Raw genomic sequence first — 17551 nt, 5'->3', positions numbered from 1 at the left:
ATGATTTCCATGTGACGAGGAAGCATTTGTGCAATCAGTGCTTCGCTCCACGTTTCCAGTGCTTCAGGCAGCAAGGTGTGGTTGGTGTAGGCGAATGTCTTCGAAGAAATGGCCCACGCGGCATCCCAACCCAGCTTGTATTCGTCAATCAGAATACGCATCAGTTCMGGGATAGCGATAGTCGGGTGCGTATCGTTAAGCTGGATAGTCTCAAGCTTAGMCARATCTTCAATCTTGTTRCCGGCACCGATGTGGCGGCGCAGGATATCGGCAATCGAACAGGCACAGTGGAAGTACTGCTGCATCAGACGCAGTGCYTTACCCTGGTCATGGTTGTCRTTCGGGTAAAGAACCTTGGTCACGTTACCGGCTTCCAGTGCAGAGTACTGAGCACCTACATAGTCACCGTCGTTGAAACGTGCCAGGTTGAACGGTGCGTTAGAACGGCACTCCCACAGACGCAGCGGGTAAACGCTCTTGTTGTCGTAACCAACGATAGGCAGATCCCAAGCCACACCTTCAACCGTCATACCCGGTACCCAACGGCGGCAAGCGTTGCCATTTTCGTCAGTGTAGGCTTCAACATGACCGTATAGGCTCACTGTCTGAGAAAGCTCTGGGCGAATCACTTCCCATGGGTAGCCTTCAAGACCACGCCATGCATCAGGTGCTTCTACCTGACGGCCTTCAACAAAAGACTGGCGGAACAGACCGTACTCGTAGTGCAGGCCGTAACCTACCGCCGGGTACTCCTGTGCAGCCAGTGAATCCATGAAACAGGCAGCCAGACGGCCAAGACCACCGTTACCCAGCGCAGGGTCGCGTTCTTCTTCTAGTAGATCAGTCAGGTTGTGACCCATCTCTTCCATTGCCGCAGCAACGTCTTCATACAGGCCCATGCTGATCAGGTTGTTGCCTGTCAGGCGGCCGATTAGGAATTCCAAAGAAAGGTAGTTAACGCTACGTGCTTTCTCTTCTGCTAGTTGTTTTTCTGTTTCTAGCAGGTTGCCGGTACTGATTTCTGCCAGTGCCCGGCCCATTGCCAGATACCAGCTACGTGGCGTAGCGGTCTCTGAAGTATTCGCATAAGTCGTCGTCAGGTGTTTCTCTACGGCTGCTTTAAATGCAGCCTTGTCAAATTGTTGTGTATGACCATTTTTAGACATGGTTCAATCTCGCTCTAGGATTATTTCCAACTGGTGACTATGTTGCCTTCGTTTGTCAGGCAAAACATCCTCCTAACCAAGGGAGGATTAGGGATGAGTATGAGGGGCGTAGTTACCCAATCCCCCTCCCTAGTGTGACATTCTGCAAATTTCGAGGTGTAGACTGCTCCCTACGAATCACATAATGCAACTTGGTTCACAAGTTTAGACTAATCCACATGTGCAACATTGGGCTTAAATTTTAATGAAAGTTTCAATATATGTGAGACAGCTCATAATTCCGGGGATGAGAAGACAGAGAATTACCGATTTTAGTATTAAGGTGGGTAAAGTTATGGCCCAGATCAAATGTCATGAAATTATTTTATTGCATGATTTTGATTACACCATGGAATAAAGCTCACCAATAATCTGCCTAGAGCAGTAGACTAATACCTAAGAGCTTTAATGGACCTGAAACCTTACATAAGATAGCAAGACTATGTGGATACCATCTAAACTGACACGACCGGCACGCCTTCATAATGCAATACTCCGCCCCCGTTTGCTGGAAACGCTAGATCAGGCTCCTTTTTACCGTCTTGTTCTATTCCGATCACCAGCGGGTTACGGCAAAACCACTATGGCAGCACAGTGGTTGAGCGAGCACCCTCATACGGGCTGGTTTAATATCGATGAAAACGACAACGACACATTTCGCTTCGCTAACTACCTTCTGCAATCTATTAATAAATCAACAAATAATGCTTGCCTGAAAACACAAGCAATGGCCGAACGCAGACAATTTGCCTGTATGTCTACACTGTTTAGCGAGCTATTCGGTGAACTGAGCGATTATCACGAGCAAACTTATCTGGTACTTGATGATTACCATGTCATCAACAACGACGATATTCACGACGGTATGCGTTTCTTCCTGAAAAATATGCCAGACAACATCACGCTCGTCGTTACCAGCCGTACCTTGCCACCACTGGGTACAGCCAACCTTCGAGTACGGGATCTGCTCATTGAAGTCGATAACGATTTACTGGCATTCGACGAAGAAGAAACAGAGCGCTTTTTCAACAAACGGGTTACTGACAATGTTGAATCAAGTGTACTCAAAACCTTGCGCGAGCAGGTAGAAGGCTGGCCGTCAGCCTTGCAGCTAATCGCACTACACGCACAACAAAGACCAAACAACCTCGTCGAATCAGCGGTATCGGTTGCAAACTTCAACCGGGGCCACCTCTGGGATTACCTGGCCGAAGAGGTATTTGACCAGTTGGATCGCGAAACCCAGCAGTTCTTGCTGCAATGTTCAGTGCTGGACATGTTCAATGCCGAGTTGGTGACCGATCTTACCGGGCGAAGCGATGCCCTGGCGATGCTGGAATCACTCAATCGGTTTGGTCTATTCCTTAATACACTGGAAGGTGACAATAACTGGTATCGCTTCCATAATCTGTTTGCCGAGTTTTTACGCCACCAGCGTTATTCGCAAATCCCGCAGCAACGATCAGAGCTCCATTCACTGGCAGCCCGGGCGTGGCTAAAACAAAACTCGCCGCAACAGGCTCTGCTCCATGCCCAAAAAAGCGAAGACAAAAGCCTCAGTGTCGAGATCCTGTCCGAGTTTGGTTGGGAAATGTTCCACCATGGCGAGCTTAAGCTGCTGGAAGACAGCATTGATCATCTGGACAAGGACACCCTGTTTAGTACCCCGCGTCTGGCCCTGTTACGCTTATGGCTGATCCAAAGCCAGCACCGCTATAACGATGTCGGTGAGCTGATTCTCGAATCAGAAGCCGAGATGCACAAACACAACATCGTTTTGAATGACGCACTGCAGGGTGAGTTTAACGCCCTGCGAGCACAGGTGGCCATAAACCAAAGCAAACCAGAAGACGCGCTGACTCTCTCCGAGCTTGCACTTGGCCAGCTTCCATCTACGACTTACCGTAGTCGAATTGTTGCCACCTCTGTCGTCGGCGAAGTACATCACTGCCTGGGTAATCTAAGCCGTGCACTGCCTATGATGCAGCAAACCGAGAAAATGGCTCGCCAGTATCATGTATACCACCAGGCGCTCTGGGCCTTGCTTCAGCAAAGTGAAATCTTACTGGCGCAAGGTTACGTTCAGTCCGCCTACGAGCAACTGGATCAAGCGTTCAAACTTGTGAAAGAACAGCATTTGCAGCAAGTTCCGTTACACGAATTCCTGTTACGTCTCCGTGCCCAGATCCTCTGGTGTTGGAATCGCCTGGACGAAGCAGAAGAAGCGGCTCTGAAAAGCCTGGAAGTACTTGCGCCTTTTGACGAGACCAAGTCCCTCCACGCCTATTCAATGCTGGCCAGAATCGCCATCACCCGCGGCGAGCAGGACAAGGCAGCCCGCTACCTCGACTTATGTAACAGCATGATGGACCGCTCCGACTACCATATTGACTGGCGAGCCAATACAGATTTGGCGAACCTTTTCTACTGGCAGCTCAAAGGCGATCTGGAGAGCATCCAGAGCTGGCTTGAAAAAGCCGAGGAACCGGAAGCGGCATGTAACCATTTCCAGCAACTGCAATGGCGTAATATTGCCCGCGCCTGTTTGAACGTAGGTGAAATGGAACGTTCACAGCTTATCTTGGATATGTTGCTTGAAAGTTGCGATAAGCATAATCTTATCACAGACAAAAACCGCAACCTTGTGGTACAAGCTGTACTCAGTAAGCGAATGAATGAAAAAGAAAAAGCACTGGCGCAACTCAAAGAAGCCCTAGTGTTAACCAACAGCACTGGAATGGTTGGTATTTTCCTATGTGATGGCGCCGATATTTGCGATTTGTTACAGGAGCTTGTCGATGGTAAAGCACTTAGTGAACTAGAGCTGCATCGTGCTCGTCAGTTGCTTCGAGAAATGACCAGTAAGGAGCGTAACCGCTCCGTACATTTCGATGAAAGCTTTGTTGAAAAGTTGCTTAACCTACCGGATGTGCCTGAACTAATCCGCACCAGCCCGCTAACACAGCGCGAGTGGCAGGTATTAGGTCTTATCTATACGGGTTATAGTAACGAGCAAATCGCCTCAGAGCTTGATGTTGCCTCAACGACGATTAAAACTCACATTCGCAACCTGTATCAAAAGCTGAATATCGCCAACCGCCAGCAGGCTATCGAGACAGCTGAAAACTTACTCAAACTTATGGGCTTCTAGCCAGGCTAAGCTCATCACAGGTTAAGGATGACCTATGATTGAATGGAGCAGCAACCGAATTTGGTATCAGGATATGCCGTTCAAGGTGAACGGCATTCCTGTCGGCGCTCGTATGACCGTGATCCGGCTTGACGATAACAAGCTGCTGATCCACTCTCCTGTCCAGCTGACTACACAATTACAACTTGAACTTACCAAGCTGGGGCAAATCCATGCCATTGTGACCCCGAACATGAACCATCACCTGTTTCTTTCCGAATGGTGGCTGGCCTATCCGGAAGCGTATTTTTTTGCGCCGCCCGGCCTGCAAAACAAACGTACCGACCTCGCATTTGATGATGCTCTCAGTGCACAAACCCCTGTTCTGTGGCGCCATCAGCTCTACCAGACCCTGCTTCGCGGCAGTGACAAGATGGAAGAAGTTATCTTCTGCGATCCAATCTCCAAAACCCTGATTGTCGGCGACACCCTCGCCTGGCTGAGCCCCTCGCCAAATATACTTACCATCGGCCTCGCCCTGTTAAATGGCTGCTATTACGATCCCGCAATGCCGCTGTACTGGCGTCTGACGTTTAAGGACAAAACACGATTGAGGCAGTCTTTACAGGAAATCCTGACCTGGCCGTTTGATCGGATCATTCTTTCACATGGCCAACTGATTACTGAAAACGGCAAAGCCCGATTCTACGACGCCTTTAAATGGGCGCTTTGAATCCGTTGCACTCCGTCTTGTACCCCCGTCACATTTTGCTCTAAATCAATTTTGCCGCATTCATGCATACAGCAATTATATTTGTATGACATATCTCACAATATTATGCATACCAAGGAGTATATTCAAAGCGTGAAAAATGCGAGGGAACAAACATGAAAGCATCAAAACTTTATTTCAGAGATCTACTTGGCTTGACCTTGGTAGTCTCGGCTATTCTAGTTATGTTAGGTGGTATTTTTGGTGTTCTGGCTGTGCTTAATTACTTCTCCCATGAGGAAGCGCTGGCCAATACCTACATCCATGAATCAATACCTCTATTTATTTTCCTAATTCCCTCCTACTTGCTCGGCAAATTCATCAACCGTCCAAAGTGGGTATCAGAGGTTGAGGAATATCAGCTAGAGGCGGCCAAGAAAGCCAGCCATTAAAGCAAAGTCAGCCACTCTTTTAGAGTGGCTGACTTGCGTATGCCCGTCCTCTTGACGAGCCTGAATGGCTCTGCGAACAAATCGAAGCCTTTTATCAGCAACAAACACATTGAGGACTTACTCAATTGCATGAACATAAGATGAACTAACCTCTCACATCCTATTCAGTCCCTTCAAAGCATAATTCTCTCATCAATTAAGCCAGTTACGAATTTGAGAGGTAATTATGAATCCGATTAGTATTGTTGTGATCACCCTAAACGAAGAGAAACGTATCGGCCGTTTACTGGAAGATCTAAGCAAACAAAGCCACCAAAACTTCGAAGTTATCGTGGTGGATTCCAACAGCGATGACAACACCTGTGAGGTTGCGCAAGGATTCGATAAAGCCTTGCCAGCCCTGACTGTTCATAAAATGGAAAGTAGAGGAACCAGCCTCGGCCGTAATACCGGTGCCAAGCTTGCCTCCCATGAACGTCTGTTATTTCTCGATGCTGATGTGCGTCTCGAACCAACGTTCCTGACTAATGCCCTCCACCAGCTCGAAAAGCGCAAGCTCGAAGTGGCCGGTGTCTATATGAGTGCCGAAGAGCTGTCTCTTGGCTACCGCCTTGGCTACGGGCTGTTCAATGCCGGGCTGTACGCTACATCCTTTTTCTTCCCGACATCAGTCGGTGCCTGCCTGTTTTCAACCAAACGGGCCCATGAGGAAATAAACGGCTTCGATGAAGAAATCGTACTTTGCGAAGACTGTGACTACGTACGCAGGGCATCCGAAACCTGGCGCTACCGAATGCTGCCTGTCAGTTTCTGGTTTGATCCTCGCCGACTTGAACAGGATGGCTTTTTCAAGATGGGACTAACCTACCTGAAAGCCAATGTGCGCCGCTTTTTTTTCGGAGAAATGCGCAATAACGAAATGAGTTATGAGTTCGGCCATTACAAGGACGCAGATAACAAATGCTAAATGCCAGCTGGTGGTGGTTCTTCGGCGGTAGCTTTCTCGATGCACTGATAGGGCCCAACCTCTTTTTTCCCGGAGAGCCCTTCTTGCTTGCAGCAGGCTACCTGCTAAGCAGCGGCGCAATGTACGGTGTCATATCCGTACTCCTCGGCGGCCTTATTGGCGATCAGCTCAGCTATTTCATCGGCCGACGTTATGGCGTTAACGGACGCCGCAGGCTCTGTCAGCGTGTTCCTAAAACCCGAAGACCCATTGCCAGAGCCCGGCTGGTACTGAGAAAACGCGGCCCCTTGGTGGTCGCTATTGCCCGCTTGCTGGGACCGGTAGCCTGGATAATGCCCTTCCTGGCCGGCAGCTACGCACTGCCCTGGCTGACCTTTACGGCATACTCATTAATCGGTCTTTTTCTCGGTGTCGGACAGTTTGTATTTGCCGGTTATTTACTGGCGCAAGGAATCGAGTTAATGCCAGATCTCACCACTATTACCCTGTTCCTGAAAGAACATAGCTTATTAGTCGTGGCTATTTTTATTGCTTCAGTGATCAGTCTGATGCTCTACCGAACCAAGAGCTGGAAAAGGTGGTTGAACATCTGTCTGTGCTGGCTCGCGGTGATGGCCGGGGCGAATTATTATCACTTTTTTGCCAGCGATGCGTATGCATTTGAAACAAAAGAAATAAACAATACCCAACAATCACTGCATGAACTGGATTATACCGTTTATCCGGGTTTGGCTCCTGTATACCAGGCGCAACCAATCAATATCGTTGTTGTGGGAAATACACCGCAACAGCTCATGGGTGAATTAGGCTGGATTGAGAATGAAACATTCTCACGAGATGACCTGACACTGAGTCGCTATTTAAAGCTGCTTTCCAAAGAGCTACCGCCTATCTCCGATCTTTACTGGAATCAACAGCCTCAATGGTATGCCTACCAACTTGCCGGCGATCTGGTTAACAGGAAGCATATTCGCTGGTGGTACGCCGGTAATGAGGAGCAATCAGGAAAGCCCATATGGGTGGGCGCCGTTAGCTACGACAACGAACTAAAACTAGCTCACTATAAAGGGATAATTACCATCTTGCACGGTATCGACCCTGATATCGATGTAGAAAGGGATGAACTGGCAGAAAAAGCCAAAGGCTCTGGGTGGAATGTTGAATACCAACAATTTGGCAAGCCTGTTGCCTATTCAAAAAGCCGCCACTATTTCAGTGACGGCCAGATCGTAATACTCTCAAAAGACAAGAGCACAACATGATTGAACCGCCGCAGTATGAAAAGCGTTCAAGCAGCGGCGACTCGATCATTAGCAAATGCCAACAAAATTAACGAGGTCGGGCGAATACCTGAGTCCAGTAGATGCTATATTGCGCACTTGAATTAGTCACTGACGAAGCGCCCATCTGAGTGTAGTTCGCACTCATAATGTTCTTACAGTGGCCAGGGCTTTTTAGCCAGCTATCCATTACCGAAGCGAGATCTTTCTGACCCGCTGCAATGTTTTCGCCCACTGTGCTCCAGCTATAACCCTGATCGGAAACACGATCACTTGGCTGGTCGCCATTTAAACCGGTATGGCTGAAGAAATTGTAGTTTGCCATGTTGCTTGAATGAACAAAGGCCGCCTGCTCCAGGCTATAATCCCATGTTAATGCAGGTACTGCCGGCATCATCTGCCCACCACAGTCACGAGCCTGTGCACGTGCCGCATTCACTGCCGCTAACATCTGGTCAGCAAAATCACCACTCTGCGGATCGCCGTTGCTTCCGCTATCGCCGCCGTTATTTCCGGAGTTGCCACCATTGTCAGAACTACCACCATTATTGGAACCACTGCTGCCGTCACCAGATATGACTGTTCCGCTCCCTGAATTTGAATCTCCGCCTGTTGCGGCACCGTCATCAGAACCACCGCCAGAACCACAGCCTGTAACCAATAACGTAGAAAGAATTAATAATGATAGTGTGCGCATGGGTACATCCAGTATATGTTTAATTGAATTTATGATTTCCAAATAGACTTATATCGTATCCAAACAACAAAAAAGTATATTAAGAAAACTAAGATTTGTATCTCAGCCAATTCCTGACCAGCCTTAATGTGGTGAACAATATACTGACTCAGAGCTGAACAGTTCAATATGCAACGGTTATATTTCAAACATCCTGACACACTTTTAACAATACAAACAATACAGAAACGCTGTGCACAATCAAATATTTCCCTCTATATTCAGTGATATAAAGCCAGGCAAAAGTGTAACCCACTTTTGTCTAACCTTTATTACAATGATGTACAGAATAACCTATCAATTTAATCGACGGCTGAACTAATACAACGGAAATAAATTTTAGCACTGATTTTATTTTGTGAAAAATGGATAAAAAAGACCACAAACAATCACCAACATTAACTTTATTGTCAGCATTATTTTGTGGTCCATTACTAACCTAGCCAGTAAAACTTTTATTACAGAGTAAGTGCTCGTTTTCTAATTAATTACACCCAGTCATCTTGAGTCACACTCACACCTTTTATTTGAGCAAACACCTCATCCCCAACTTTGATATTCAGCTCATCTGCTGCCCATAGTGTAAGGTTCGCCCATATCTGAGCTTCTCCGACTCGAAGTCTTACAGCGACTTTTTCTTCTTCATCAACAGAAAGCAGCTTGTCCACCCTTGCCGTCAATATATTACGGATACTTGTCTTTTCAGGCTTTGCCTTAGTTATCGAAACGTCATTGGAGTGAATCCGTACTCTTACCCACTCCCCTCGCTGCCTGTTAAGTTTGCTTACCCATAGGCATGCGTCGTGATTTAACATTACCTGAGTCAAAGCATAGTCCGGATGGGTGTGATTTACCCGTGCGTTAATCAAAGAACTTTGCTCCTTGGGCGGTAACCACGGACGCATTTCCGGCGAGCCCCAAACACTGTTTACATTTCCGGCAACAACCACTTTGCCCTGATTAATCATCACCATATGATCGGCAAGTCGCAAAATTTCATCGAGGCTATGGGTAACATAAAGAATGGGGGTATTGACCTGCTTGGCCAGCTTCTCCAAATAAGGCATCAACTCGTGCTTGCGCGGCAGATCCAGTGACGCCAGAGGCTCATCCATCAGCAACATATCGGGCTTTGTCAGTAATGCCCTGCCAATAGCAACTCGCTGCTTCTCACCGCCCGATAGAGATGACGGATAACGCTGTAACAAGCTTTCGATACCAAGTAGCTTCACGACAGCCTCAAAGTGCGCTTGATCCTTCTCTCGGCAGCCATAGGTAAGGTTTCCAGAAACGGTATAATGCGGAAACAAGCGCGCATCCTGAAACACATAACCGATTTTCCTTTTCTCGGGAGGGAGGAAAATCCCTGCGTCACTATCACACAATACACGCTCACCGAGCTTTATCGCCCCTTTATCAGGCTGACTTAAACCACTGAGTACATTGATCAGCGATGTTTTCCCGGTACCTGATCGGCCAAAGATTGCAGTGATCCCCTGCATTGGCAACTCAAGCTTGATATCAAGGTCTAGGTTACCGAGTGTTTTCTGAACATTAATAGCTAGCATTGGGTCTCCAACCGGTTTCGTGCCATTCTCGCCATCCATTCAGAAACCAGCAGCGAGGCCAAAGCGATAGCAATTGCAATTATACAAAGGCGGGCCGCTTCGCTCTCGGCTCCCGGTGTTTCGATAAAGGAAAACATAGCCAACGGGATTGTCTGCGTCTCGCCGGGAATGTTCGAAACAAACGTAATCGTGGCACCAAACTCACCCAACGCACGAGCAAAGGCCAGAATGGTCCCCGTCAAAATACCCGGAGCTGTAAGTGGCAACGTAATGGTCAAAAAGACTTTCAGCGGACTAGCCCCAAGTGTGCGGGCTGCCTGCTCCAATTTAGGGTCAACACTTTCCAGTGCCAGACGAATTGAACGAACCATAAGGGGAAATGAAACCACAGCAACGGCGATGACGGCTCCGCGCCAACTAAAGCTAAACGTCAGTCCGAACCAGTCATAAAGTGCCTTGCCGATCACACCATTTCGCCCCATCAGGGTTAGCAGCAAATAGCCAATAACAACCGGGGGAAGTACCAAGGGCAGATGCACAATACCGTCCAAGATGGCCTTGCCATAGAACCGACATCGCGCCAGCAGCCAGGCACACAAGATCCCCAGAGGCAGGCTAACCACCACTGCCACACCCGATATTTTTAAACTAAGCAGCAGTGCCTGCAGCTCATAATCTGTCAGCACGCTTAGTTAACTCCAAAGCCGTATTTTTCGAAAATCTCGCGAGCCTGATCTGACTGCAAAAACTGATAATAATCTTCGACTTGACCATTCGCCTTATCTTTCACAACTGCAACAGGATAGGTAATTGCCGTATGGCTGTTGTTTGGCAGCTCGGCAACCACTTTTACCTTGTTTGAAATCAGGGCATCTGTTTTATAAACAATCCCAAGCATGGCTTCTTGTTTCTCTACCAGCAACAGCGCCGAGCGGACACTACTCGCACGGGCAAGCAAAGGCGAAGCCTTCTGCCACAAACCTATATTTTCCAACGCCTCTTTAGCATAGATACCCGCTGGTACATGTTTCGGATCACCAGTCGCTAAACGCGTGCCGTCTAACGCCTGTGCCAAGTCCCACGAAGCACTGATAGCAATACTATCGGTTGGGTAAGAATCCGGAGCCACTAACACCAGACTATTGTTTAACAAAATTTTACGCGACTTCGGTTCAATCGCATGTTGCTGCTCAACATAATCCATCCACTTTTCATTGGCAGAAAGATAGATATCAGCCGGTGCGCCTTGCGCAATCTGCCTGGCAAGTGCTGCAGAAGAGGCAAACGAAAGCGTCGATTGAGTACCCGTTTTTTCTTTGTATACCGCCGCCACTTCATTCATGGCATTGGTCAACGACGAAGCGGCAAAGACCGTCACCTTCTCTGACGCCAGCGCCGAACTCGATGCTCCCAGCCCACAACCTATGGAAAACAGATACATAAACAAACGCTTGTTCATACTTTACCTCTAATGTCAGCATGCTCAGTTATCGTTATATAGTAAAGTATATAACGACAACTGAAAACCACTCCAGGTCTCATTTATTCATGGGAAAGAAGGCATAAAACCGGAAACGCACAAAGAAAGCTGGAAGGACTTCCAGATGGCCATTTCACCTTAAAAGGAAATAATATATTTATAATCAGCAGCTTATGGAGGTGAAAATCTGGCAACTCATCAATATGCCAAAAAGCCTTTTTCAAATCCGTCAATTTATACCGTGTGGATGACACATTGTTAAAAATAAGAGATATGGCATTATTACGCGGTCATAAATAGATGTGGCTTACATAACGAAAGACTGAACCATTGAACCATTGAACCATTGAACCAAAAACATTAACTCAGGGCCTGATAGTTGTTGCTAGCTCAGTCATGGACAATTCTGAGTTAAGACCTTTGGGGCACTGTAACTTTTCGGATTACTTCAAGTATTGCAAGTATGCGGCCAGCCTACGTGCAACTAGCCAAGTTCCCTTATCCACTGCAGTGGCTACGATCTTAGTTATGCCAGCGATTCACTAGCAGGAGTGCAGGCAAACCCTCAAGTAAATGGGCAGCTCATCATGGGCTGCCTATCTGATCTAAACCGCTATTTTAGGCTTGGCTCATGGAGAAAGTGGCACAGATGCGTTAAATTATAATGAACCCCCAAACACTAAGCGTTCCATGAAAAAGTACCAAGAACTTGTTCAAGATATAATCAGTAAGATTTGCCAAAATATTATTGATGTTAAATTGCCTTCAGAAAGAGAATTAGCTGAAAAATACGATATTTCCCGTTTCTCGGTGAGAAAGGCAATGTCTAAACTTGAAGCAATTGGTATGGTTAAATCCAAAGCAGGATCGGGATATTATGTTAATACTTCGAGCGTTGACTCACCATTAATATATAATTCAGTAACAGAAAATAAATTTGGTGAGATTTCTTATAAGAAAATAAAACTGAATAAGAGATTACCAACTACTCATGAAATGCAAGTATTCTCTATTGAAGACGATGAATATATTTGGAATGTGAAACGCTTAAGGTTAATTCAAGGTAAAGTTACTCAGATTGAAGAAGCGAGGCTGCCCGTTAAATTATTCCCTATGGTGAACGATACCATTATTGAGAACTCACTTCAGAAGCACGCGCTTTCTCTGGGGTTGGAAATCGATAGCTACCTCACTACCTACCAGGCGATCAGTGTTTCAAAAGAAGATGCGGATTTATTAGGGTGTAAGCGTTCGAGTTCAGCAATGAACATCACTAACCGTGGTTTCCTCACTTCTGGTGAGGTGTTTGTCGTCAGTGACATCATTGATATCAACTACCAGTGTACTTACCACTCCAAGTTTAACCCTGAGAGTTTAAATTACCGAGATCAAAACGACCGTGATTAGCGGTCGTTTTTCTATTTAGATGAAGTGAGCCATAGTGCTATGGCGTATGAATAGTGCCATCAGGCAATCGGCTTTGAGTCCACTCATGTGGACGGTAAGTGACAGGGAAATCTTGTGCAACATCTTGGTTCATTTCAACCCCGATCCCCGGCAGCTCTGACGCATACAAATAACCATTGATAGGCTCGGCAGCATTAGGGAATACTGCTTGGGTATTAGCCTGATACTCGACGTGTTCTTGAATCGCCGCGTTGTGTAGGTGCACGTTTAAGTGAGTATTCACTGCTGCGCTAATCGGCGTCATATCAGGCGGGCAGTGCCACGCAATGCGAACGCCAAAGCTTTGGCATAAGTGACCTAGCTTCAATGCTGGAGTAATACCTCCAATCTGAGATACATGGCATCGAATAAAGTCGATGCGGCGATTAATGATCAGCTGTTTCCACTCTTCTGGGTTGTTGAATAGCTCACCCAATGCTAGCGAAACACTGGTTTGACTGCGAAGGTTATCCAACCACTCCGTTTGGTTTGGCGGCAAGATATCTTCAATAAAATATGGGGTGTATTGCTCTACTCGTTTGGCAAATTGAATCGCTTGATTTGGGAACAGGCGTTCATGGACATCGTGAAGAATGTGGAACTGATTGCCATACTTTTCACGCAAACATTTGAACATCTCAACCGTGTTTTCCATATATTGGTCTTGGTCGTAGTAAGACCCTTCGGTTGGGTTATTTGCCGTGTGGATATTCTCTGGTACACCACCATAAAAACCCAACTGACAGCGAATATGTTTGTAGCCCTGCGCTAGGAATTTTTCTACCTGCTCATACAGGCCTTCCATTGTCTCGCTTGTCGCATGGGTATAGACCTGAATAGCATCACGAGCTTTACCACCAAATAATTGATGCAGAGGCATATTGGCTAATTTCGCTTTAATATCCCACAGCGCCATATCAACACCTGAAATAGCATTATTGATCACCGGTCCATTACGCCAATAAGCGTTAACCATCATCATTTGCCATAGGTCTTCAATATTATTGGCGTCTTTGCCAATTAATAACGGTTTGAGATATTCATCAACCATTGTTTTTACCGCCAATGGTCGTTGCTGGAAAGTCGCACAACCGAAACCTTTCATCCCTGACTCCGTTTCTACAATAACGGTAATCAGGTTATGTCGGTCTGGTTTGGTAATCATGCATTCAATATTTGAAATGATATTTTTATTCACTTTAAAACTAGCTCGGTCAACAGGATTTATTTTATATAAGCGTGAAAGAATGCAGATTTCAAGCGATAAATTATACTGAAAATTAACTGGTTCGTTCCTGTTTCGAATTAGGAGAAAAAAACGAACCAGTTGCTAAAAAACGGCCAAAATTAAATTTTTAGCTGTTTTAATGTGAGTTTTGTCACTGTTTTGTCGATTGGATAAAAACGCTCAACCGCTAAGATTACCGCAGTAAATGAGCAGACAAGCATATAGGAATGTATGATGCAATTGACAGAAATTAACATGGCTATCGGCGATAATGCGCCAGGGAAAGCAGACAGCTTTAGCATGAAATTACAAGAATTGGTCGCTGCCCTCGGTGGTAACGAAAACATCGCAAACATCACTCACTGTATGACTCGACTACGTTTTAAATTGGTCGATGAGTCAAAAGCGAATAAAGGAAAACTCGAAGCCATTCAAGGTGTTAAAGGTGTGGTTCTCGCACAAGGTCAAACTCAGGTGATCATCGGCGTTGAAGTCGAGAAATGGTACTTAGCGCTATCAGGTGCAAGTGCAGCGCCAGAAGACGCAGAGATCGAACAAGAGAAAGGTAAATTGTTCCAAAACGCAATGCGCATTGTCGCTGGCATCTTTGGTCCGGTCGTTCCTGCCATTGCCGGTGCAGGTATGTTGATGGGTCTATTGTCAGGGCTTATTGCGACCAACGTGATTTCGGAATCTTCCGACACCGTATTCTTCTACCGTTCTATCTCAGTGGCTGTGTTCTTCTTTTTGCCTATGTTGGTTTCGTTCTCAGCAGCCAAAGTGTTCAAAGTGAATGAGTACATTGCATTGGCGGTTGCTGCGGCAATGATGTCTCCAAAGCTAGTAGAAAAAGCCGCTTTATTGTCTGATGCAGGCAGCAAAGCCGAGCTTAACGTGTTTGGAGTGGTGCCGATTGAGCTAATGAACTACGGCGGTGCGATTGTGCCAGCGATCCTTGCGGTCTGGGTGCTATCAAAGATAACTCCGATGGTGGATAAGTTTGTTCCGAGTTCTGCCAAACCTGTATTTACGCCACTATTAGCCTTTACCGTAACATCAACCGTTGTGCTTTCACTGGTTGCGCCTGCTGGTATGTGGGTGAGTAATGGTGCTGGCTGGGTGGTTAGCTCTCTACTAGAAATCTCACCAACCCTAACCGGTTTTGTGTTCGGCTTAACTCGTCCAATTACGATTGTGTTTGGTATTCATCACAGCATGACGCCAATCAGCCTGAACAACTTTGCGCTTTATGGAAAAGACCTGCTAATGCCAATCATGTGTCTGGGTAACCTAGCAATCGCAGGTGCGACGATGGCGATTTGGTACAAGCAGCGTAACAGTGTGTCTAAAGAGCAATCATCAATGACAGTGGGTTCAGGTGTGACAGCGATTCTGGGTATTACTGAACCAGCGCTATTCGGTACGCTGACTAAGTACACCAAAGCGTTGTTCATGGCGAGTTTAGCGACCGGTATTATGGGTGCTATCTCAGTGACCATTGATACGCACTTAACAAGCTACATCCTATCGTCAGTATTCAGTCTTCCTGCGTACTTAGCGAGCGGCACTCAGAACTTTGTTCAAGCGGTGTTGGGTGTGACTGGCGTGTTTACTCTGTCATTTATCTTGACCATGATGTTTGTTCGCTTAGACAACAAATAATTCCTCAATAAAACATCAGGCCTGCTCAGCGTAAGTTGGCAGGCCTGATTTGCGACTTAAAGAAACAGTGCGATGAAGACAATTGCCATCATTGGGGAATGCATGATAGAACTGAACGGAAAACCGTTTGGGGAGATGCAGCAGACGTTCGGTGGAGACACCTTAAATGCAGCGATTTACTTATGCCGAAGTCAGCGAGACTCAGCCCCTGATCTGTCGGTGAAGTATGTTACGGCCATGGGAAGTGAGCCTCTTAGCCAAGAAATGACGGCTCGCTGGAAGCAAGAGGGCGTTGATACCAGCTTAGTTCTGAACGATACCAAGCGCTCGCCGGGGCTGTATCTGATTCAGCTAGACGAGCAGGGTGAAAGAACTTTTCTGTATTGGCGAGATCAATCTGCGGCCAAATACCTAGTTCAGCACCCTGTATTTGCGCAGGTGACATATGCTTTAAAAAGCGCTGACATGGTATTTGTCAGCGGCATCAGTTTGGCGATCTTACCTAAGCAAGATAGAGCGCAGATGCTAGCGCTATTGGCGCAGTTAAGAGACTCAGGAGTCGAAATTGCTTTTGATAGCAATTATCGACCAGCACTTTGGCCTGATGACAATCATCAAACCGTCCAGTCTGCCTATCGCCTTATGTATCGAACTACCGATTTAGCCCTAGTGACGTTTGAGGATGAGCAAGCGATTTGGGGAGATGACACGCCTCTTCAAACTTGCGAACGGCTCGCTTCTTTTGGGGTGAAAACGGTAGTCGTCAAACTTGGTGCTAACGGGTGTTTAGTCTCGGAATTGGGCGCAAATGAACTCTACAATGTATCAACAACTGTGGTTGAGAATGTGGTCGATACGACGTCCGCTGGCGATTCATTTAATGGCGGGTTTTTAGCAACTTACCTTGAAACCAGCGACATCAAACAAGCTTGCCATAATGGTAATGTGCTGGCTGGTGAAGTAATTCAGCATAAAGGCGCCATCATCTCAAAGGCGTACACTGACGCCGCAAAGAATAAATTCAAATAGGAACAAAACAATGCTTAACTTAAACGAGCAGCTACAAGCGCTGAAAGTTATCCCTGTTATTGCGATTGATAATGCTCAAGATATTATCCCACTGGGTAAAGTGTTGGCGGAAAACGGCTTGCCAGCAGCAGAAATTACCTTTCGCTCAGAAGCGGCAGTAGAAGCGATTCGTCTGCTACGTGAAGCCCAACCTGACATGCTGATCGGCGCAGGTACAGTGCTTAATAAAGAACAGGCGATGGCGGCAAAAGAAGCGGGCGCAACGTTTATTGTGTCGCCGGGTTTTAACCCAAATACCGTGAAAGCGTGCCAAGAGATTGGTATTGATATCGTGCCGGGCGTAAACAATCCAAGTACCATTGAAGCGGCATTAGAAATGGGCCTAACAACACTCAAGTTCTTCCCAGCGGAAGCGTCAGGTGGCGTAAACATGGTTAAGGCACTGCTGGCGCCATACACGGACGTGAGCTTAATGCCAACGGGCGGAATTAATCCTGCCAACATCAAAGACTACTTAGTGGTACCACGAGTGCTGGCGTGCGGTGGCACATGGATGGTTGATAAAAAACTGATTGAAGCTGGCCAATGGGATGAGCTGGCTAAGCTAACTCGTGAGGCGGTTGCCCTCGTTTCCGAGTAATCAGAATACCCCCACA

The 17551-nt window shown here is 46.7% G+C and carries 15 protein-coding genes; 9 read left to right on the top strand and 6 right to left on the bottom strand.

Annotated features, from left to right (window positions below; translation table 11 throughout):
- A partial coding sequence (locus EIZ48_RS23965) for a glycogen/starch/alpha-glucan phosphorylase (protein ID WP_160657364.1) occupies window positions 1-1166 on the bottom strand: 1166 nt, incomplete at its 3' end.
- 481 nt (window positions 1167-1647) lie between these two features.
- Between EIZ48_RS23965 and malT the strand changes: the two genes are divergently transcribed.
- From malT to EIZ48_RS23940, 5 genes are all read left to right on the top strand, one after another.
- Window positions 1648-4356, top strand: coding sequence for an HTH-type transcriptional regulator MalT (malT, locus tag EIZ48_RS23960; RefSeq protein ID WP_160657362.1), 2709 nt, complete (start codon window positions 1648-1650; stop codon window positions 4354-4356).
- A 34-nt stretch (window positions 4357-4390) separates the two neighbouring features.
- Entirely contained in the window at window positions 4391-5068 is a 678-nt protein-coding gene (locus tag EIZ48_RS23955; protein ID WP_160657360.1) for a DUF4336 domain-containing protein, read from the top strand.
- Between the two features lie 155 nt (window positions 5069-5223).
- Window positions 5224-5499 carry a D-fructose-6-phosphate amidotransferase gene (locus tag EIZ48_RS23950; protein WP_160657358.1) on the top strand — a complete coding sequence of 92 codons (276 nt, stop codon included), beginning with the start codon at window positions 5224-5226 and terminating at the stop codon, window positions 5497-5499.
- 226 nt (window positions 5500-5725) lie between these two features.
- Entirely contained in the window at window positions 5726-6466 is a 741-nt protein-coding gene (locus EIZ48_RS23945; protein WP_160657357.1) for a glycosyltransferase, read from the top strand.
- Window positions 6460-7728, top strand: coding sequence for an LssY C-terminal domain-containing protein (locus tag EIZ48_RS23940; RefSeq protein WP_160657355.1), 1269 nt, complete (start codon window positions 6460-6462; stop codon window positions 7726-7728). Before EIZ48_RS23945 ends, EIZ48_RS23940 begins: the two co-directional genes overlap by 7 nt.
- 67 nt (window positions 7729-7795) lie before the next feature.
- On the opposite strand, the gene EIZ48_RS23935 is transcribed toward EIZ48_RS23940, so the two are convergent.
- The 4 genes from EIZ48_RS23935 to modA form a co-directional block, all read right to left on the bottom strand.
- Window positions 7796-8443 carry a CAP domain-containing protein gene (locus EIZ48_RS23935; RefSeq protein ID WP_160657353.1) on the bottom strand — a complete coding sequence of 216 codons (648 nt, stop codon included), beginning with the start codon at window positions 8441-8443 and terminating at the stop codon, window positions 7796-7798.
- A 527-nt stretch (window positions 8444-8970) separates the two neighbouring features.
- The gene (modC, locus tag EIZ48_RS23930) at window positions 8971-10050 is read right to left on the bottom strand and encodes a molybdenum ABC transporter ATP-binding protein ModC (protein WP_160657351.1); all 1080 of its coding nucleotides are present in this window, start codon (window positions 10048-10050) and stop codon (window positions 8971-8973) included.
- Window positions 10044-10736 (bottom strand): molybdate ABC transporter permease subunit, encoded by a 693-nt coding sequence (gene modB, locus EIZ48_RS23925; protein ID WP_160657349.1) that lies wholly within the window; start codon window positions 10734-10736, stop codon window positions 10044-10046. Before modB ends, modC begins: the two co-directional genes overlap by 7 nt.
- A gap of 2 nt (window positions 10737-10738) precedes the next feature.
- Complete coding sequence (modA, locus tag EIZ48_RS23920; RefSeq protein ID WP_160657347.1) at window positions 10739-11509, bottom strand: molybdate ABC transporter substrate-binding protein; 771 nt, start codon at window positions 11507-11509, stop codon at window positions 10739-10741.
- Between the two features lie 711 nt (window positions 11510-12220).
- Between modA and EIZ48_RS23915 the strand changes: the two genes are divergently transcribed.
- Window positions 12221-12937: a GntR family transcriptional regulator gene (locus tag EIZ48_RS23915; protein WP_160657345.1), complete on the top strand. Its 717-nt coding sequence runs from the start codon at window positions 12221-12223 to the stop codon at window positions 12935-12937.
- 37 nt (window positions 12938-12974) lie between these two features.
- Here the strand turns inward: EIZ48_RS23915 and EIZ48_RS23910 are convergent, their stop codons facing one another.
- Window positions 12975-14174 carry an enolase C-terminal domain-like protein gene (locus EIZ48_RS23910; RefSeq protein WP_160657343.1) on the bottom strand — a complete coding sequence of 400 codons (1200 nt, stop codon included), beginning with the start codon at window positions 14172-14174 and terminating at the stop codon, window positions 12975-12977.
- Between the two features lie 285 nt (window positions 14175-14459).
- Here EIZ48_RS23910 and EIZ48_RS23905 point away from each other — a divergent pair, with 285 nt between their 5' ends.
- From EIZ48_RS23905 to EIZ48_RS23895, 3 genes are all read left to right on the top strand, one after another.
- Window positions 14460-15866 (top strand): PTS transporter subunit EIIC, encoded by a 1407-nt coding sequence (locus EIZ48_RS23905; RefSeq protein ID WP_439126594.1) that lies wholly within the window; start codon window positions 14460-14462, stop codon window positions 15864-15866.
- A 72-nt stretch (window positions 15867-15938) separates the two neighbouring features.
- On the top strand, window positions 15939-16895 hold the full coding sequence (locus tag EIZ48_RS23900; protein ID WP_160657342.1) for a sugar kinase: 957 nt from the start codon (window positions 15939-15941) through the stop codon (window positions 16893-16895).
- Between the two features lie 10 nt (window positions 16896-16905).
- Entirely contained in the window at window positions 16906-17535 is a 630-nt protein-coding gene (locus EIZ48_RS23895; RefSeq protein WP_160657340.1) for a bifunctional 4-hydroxy-2-oxoglutarate aldolase/2-dehydro-3-deoxy-phosphogluconate aldolase, read from the top strand.
- The last annotated feature ends 16 nt before the right edge of the window (window positions 17536-17551 follow it).

Source organism: Photobacterium alginatilyticum (assembly GCF_009910675.1).
GTDB lineage: Bacteria > Pseudomonadota > Gammaproteobacteria > Enterobacterales > Vibrionaceae > Photobacterium > Photobacterium alginatilyticum.
Note: the sequence above shows the minus strand (reverse complement) of the source record. Positions and strands in the feature narration are given on the sequence as shown.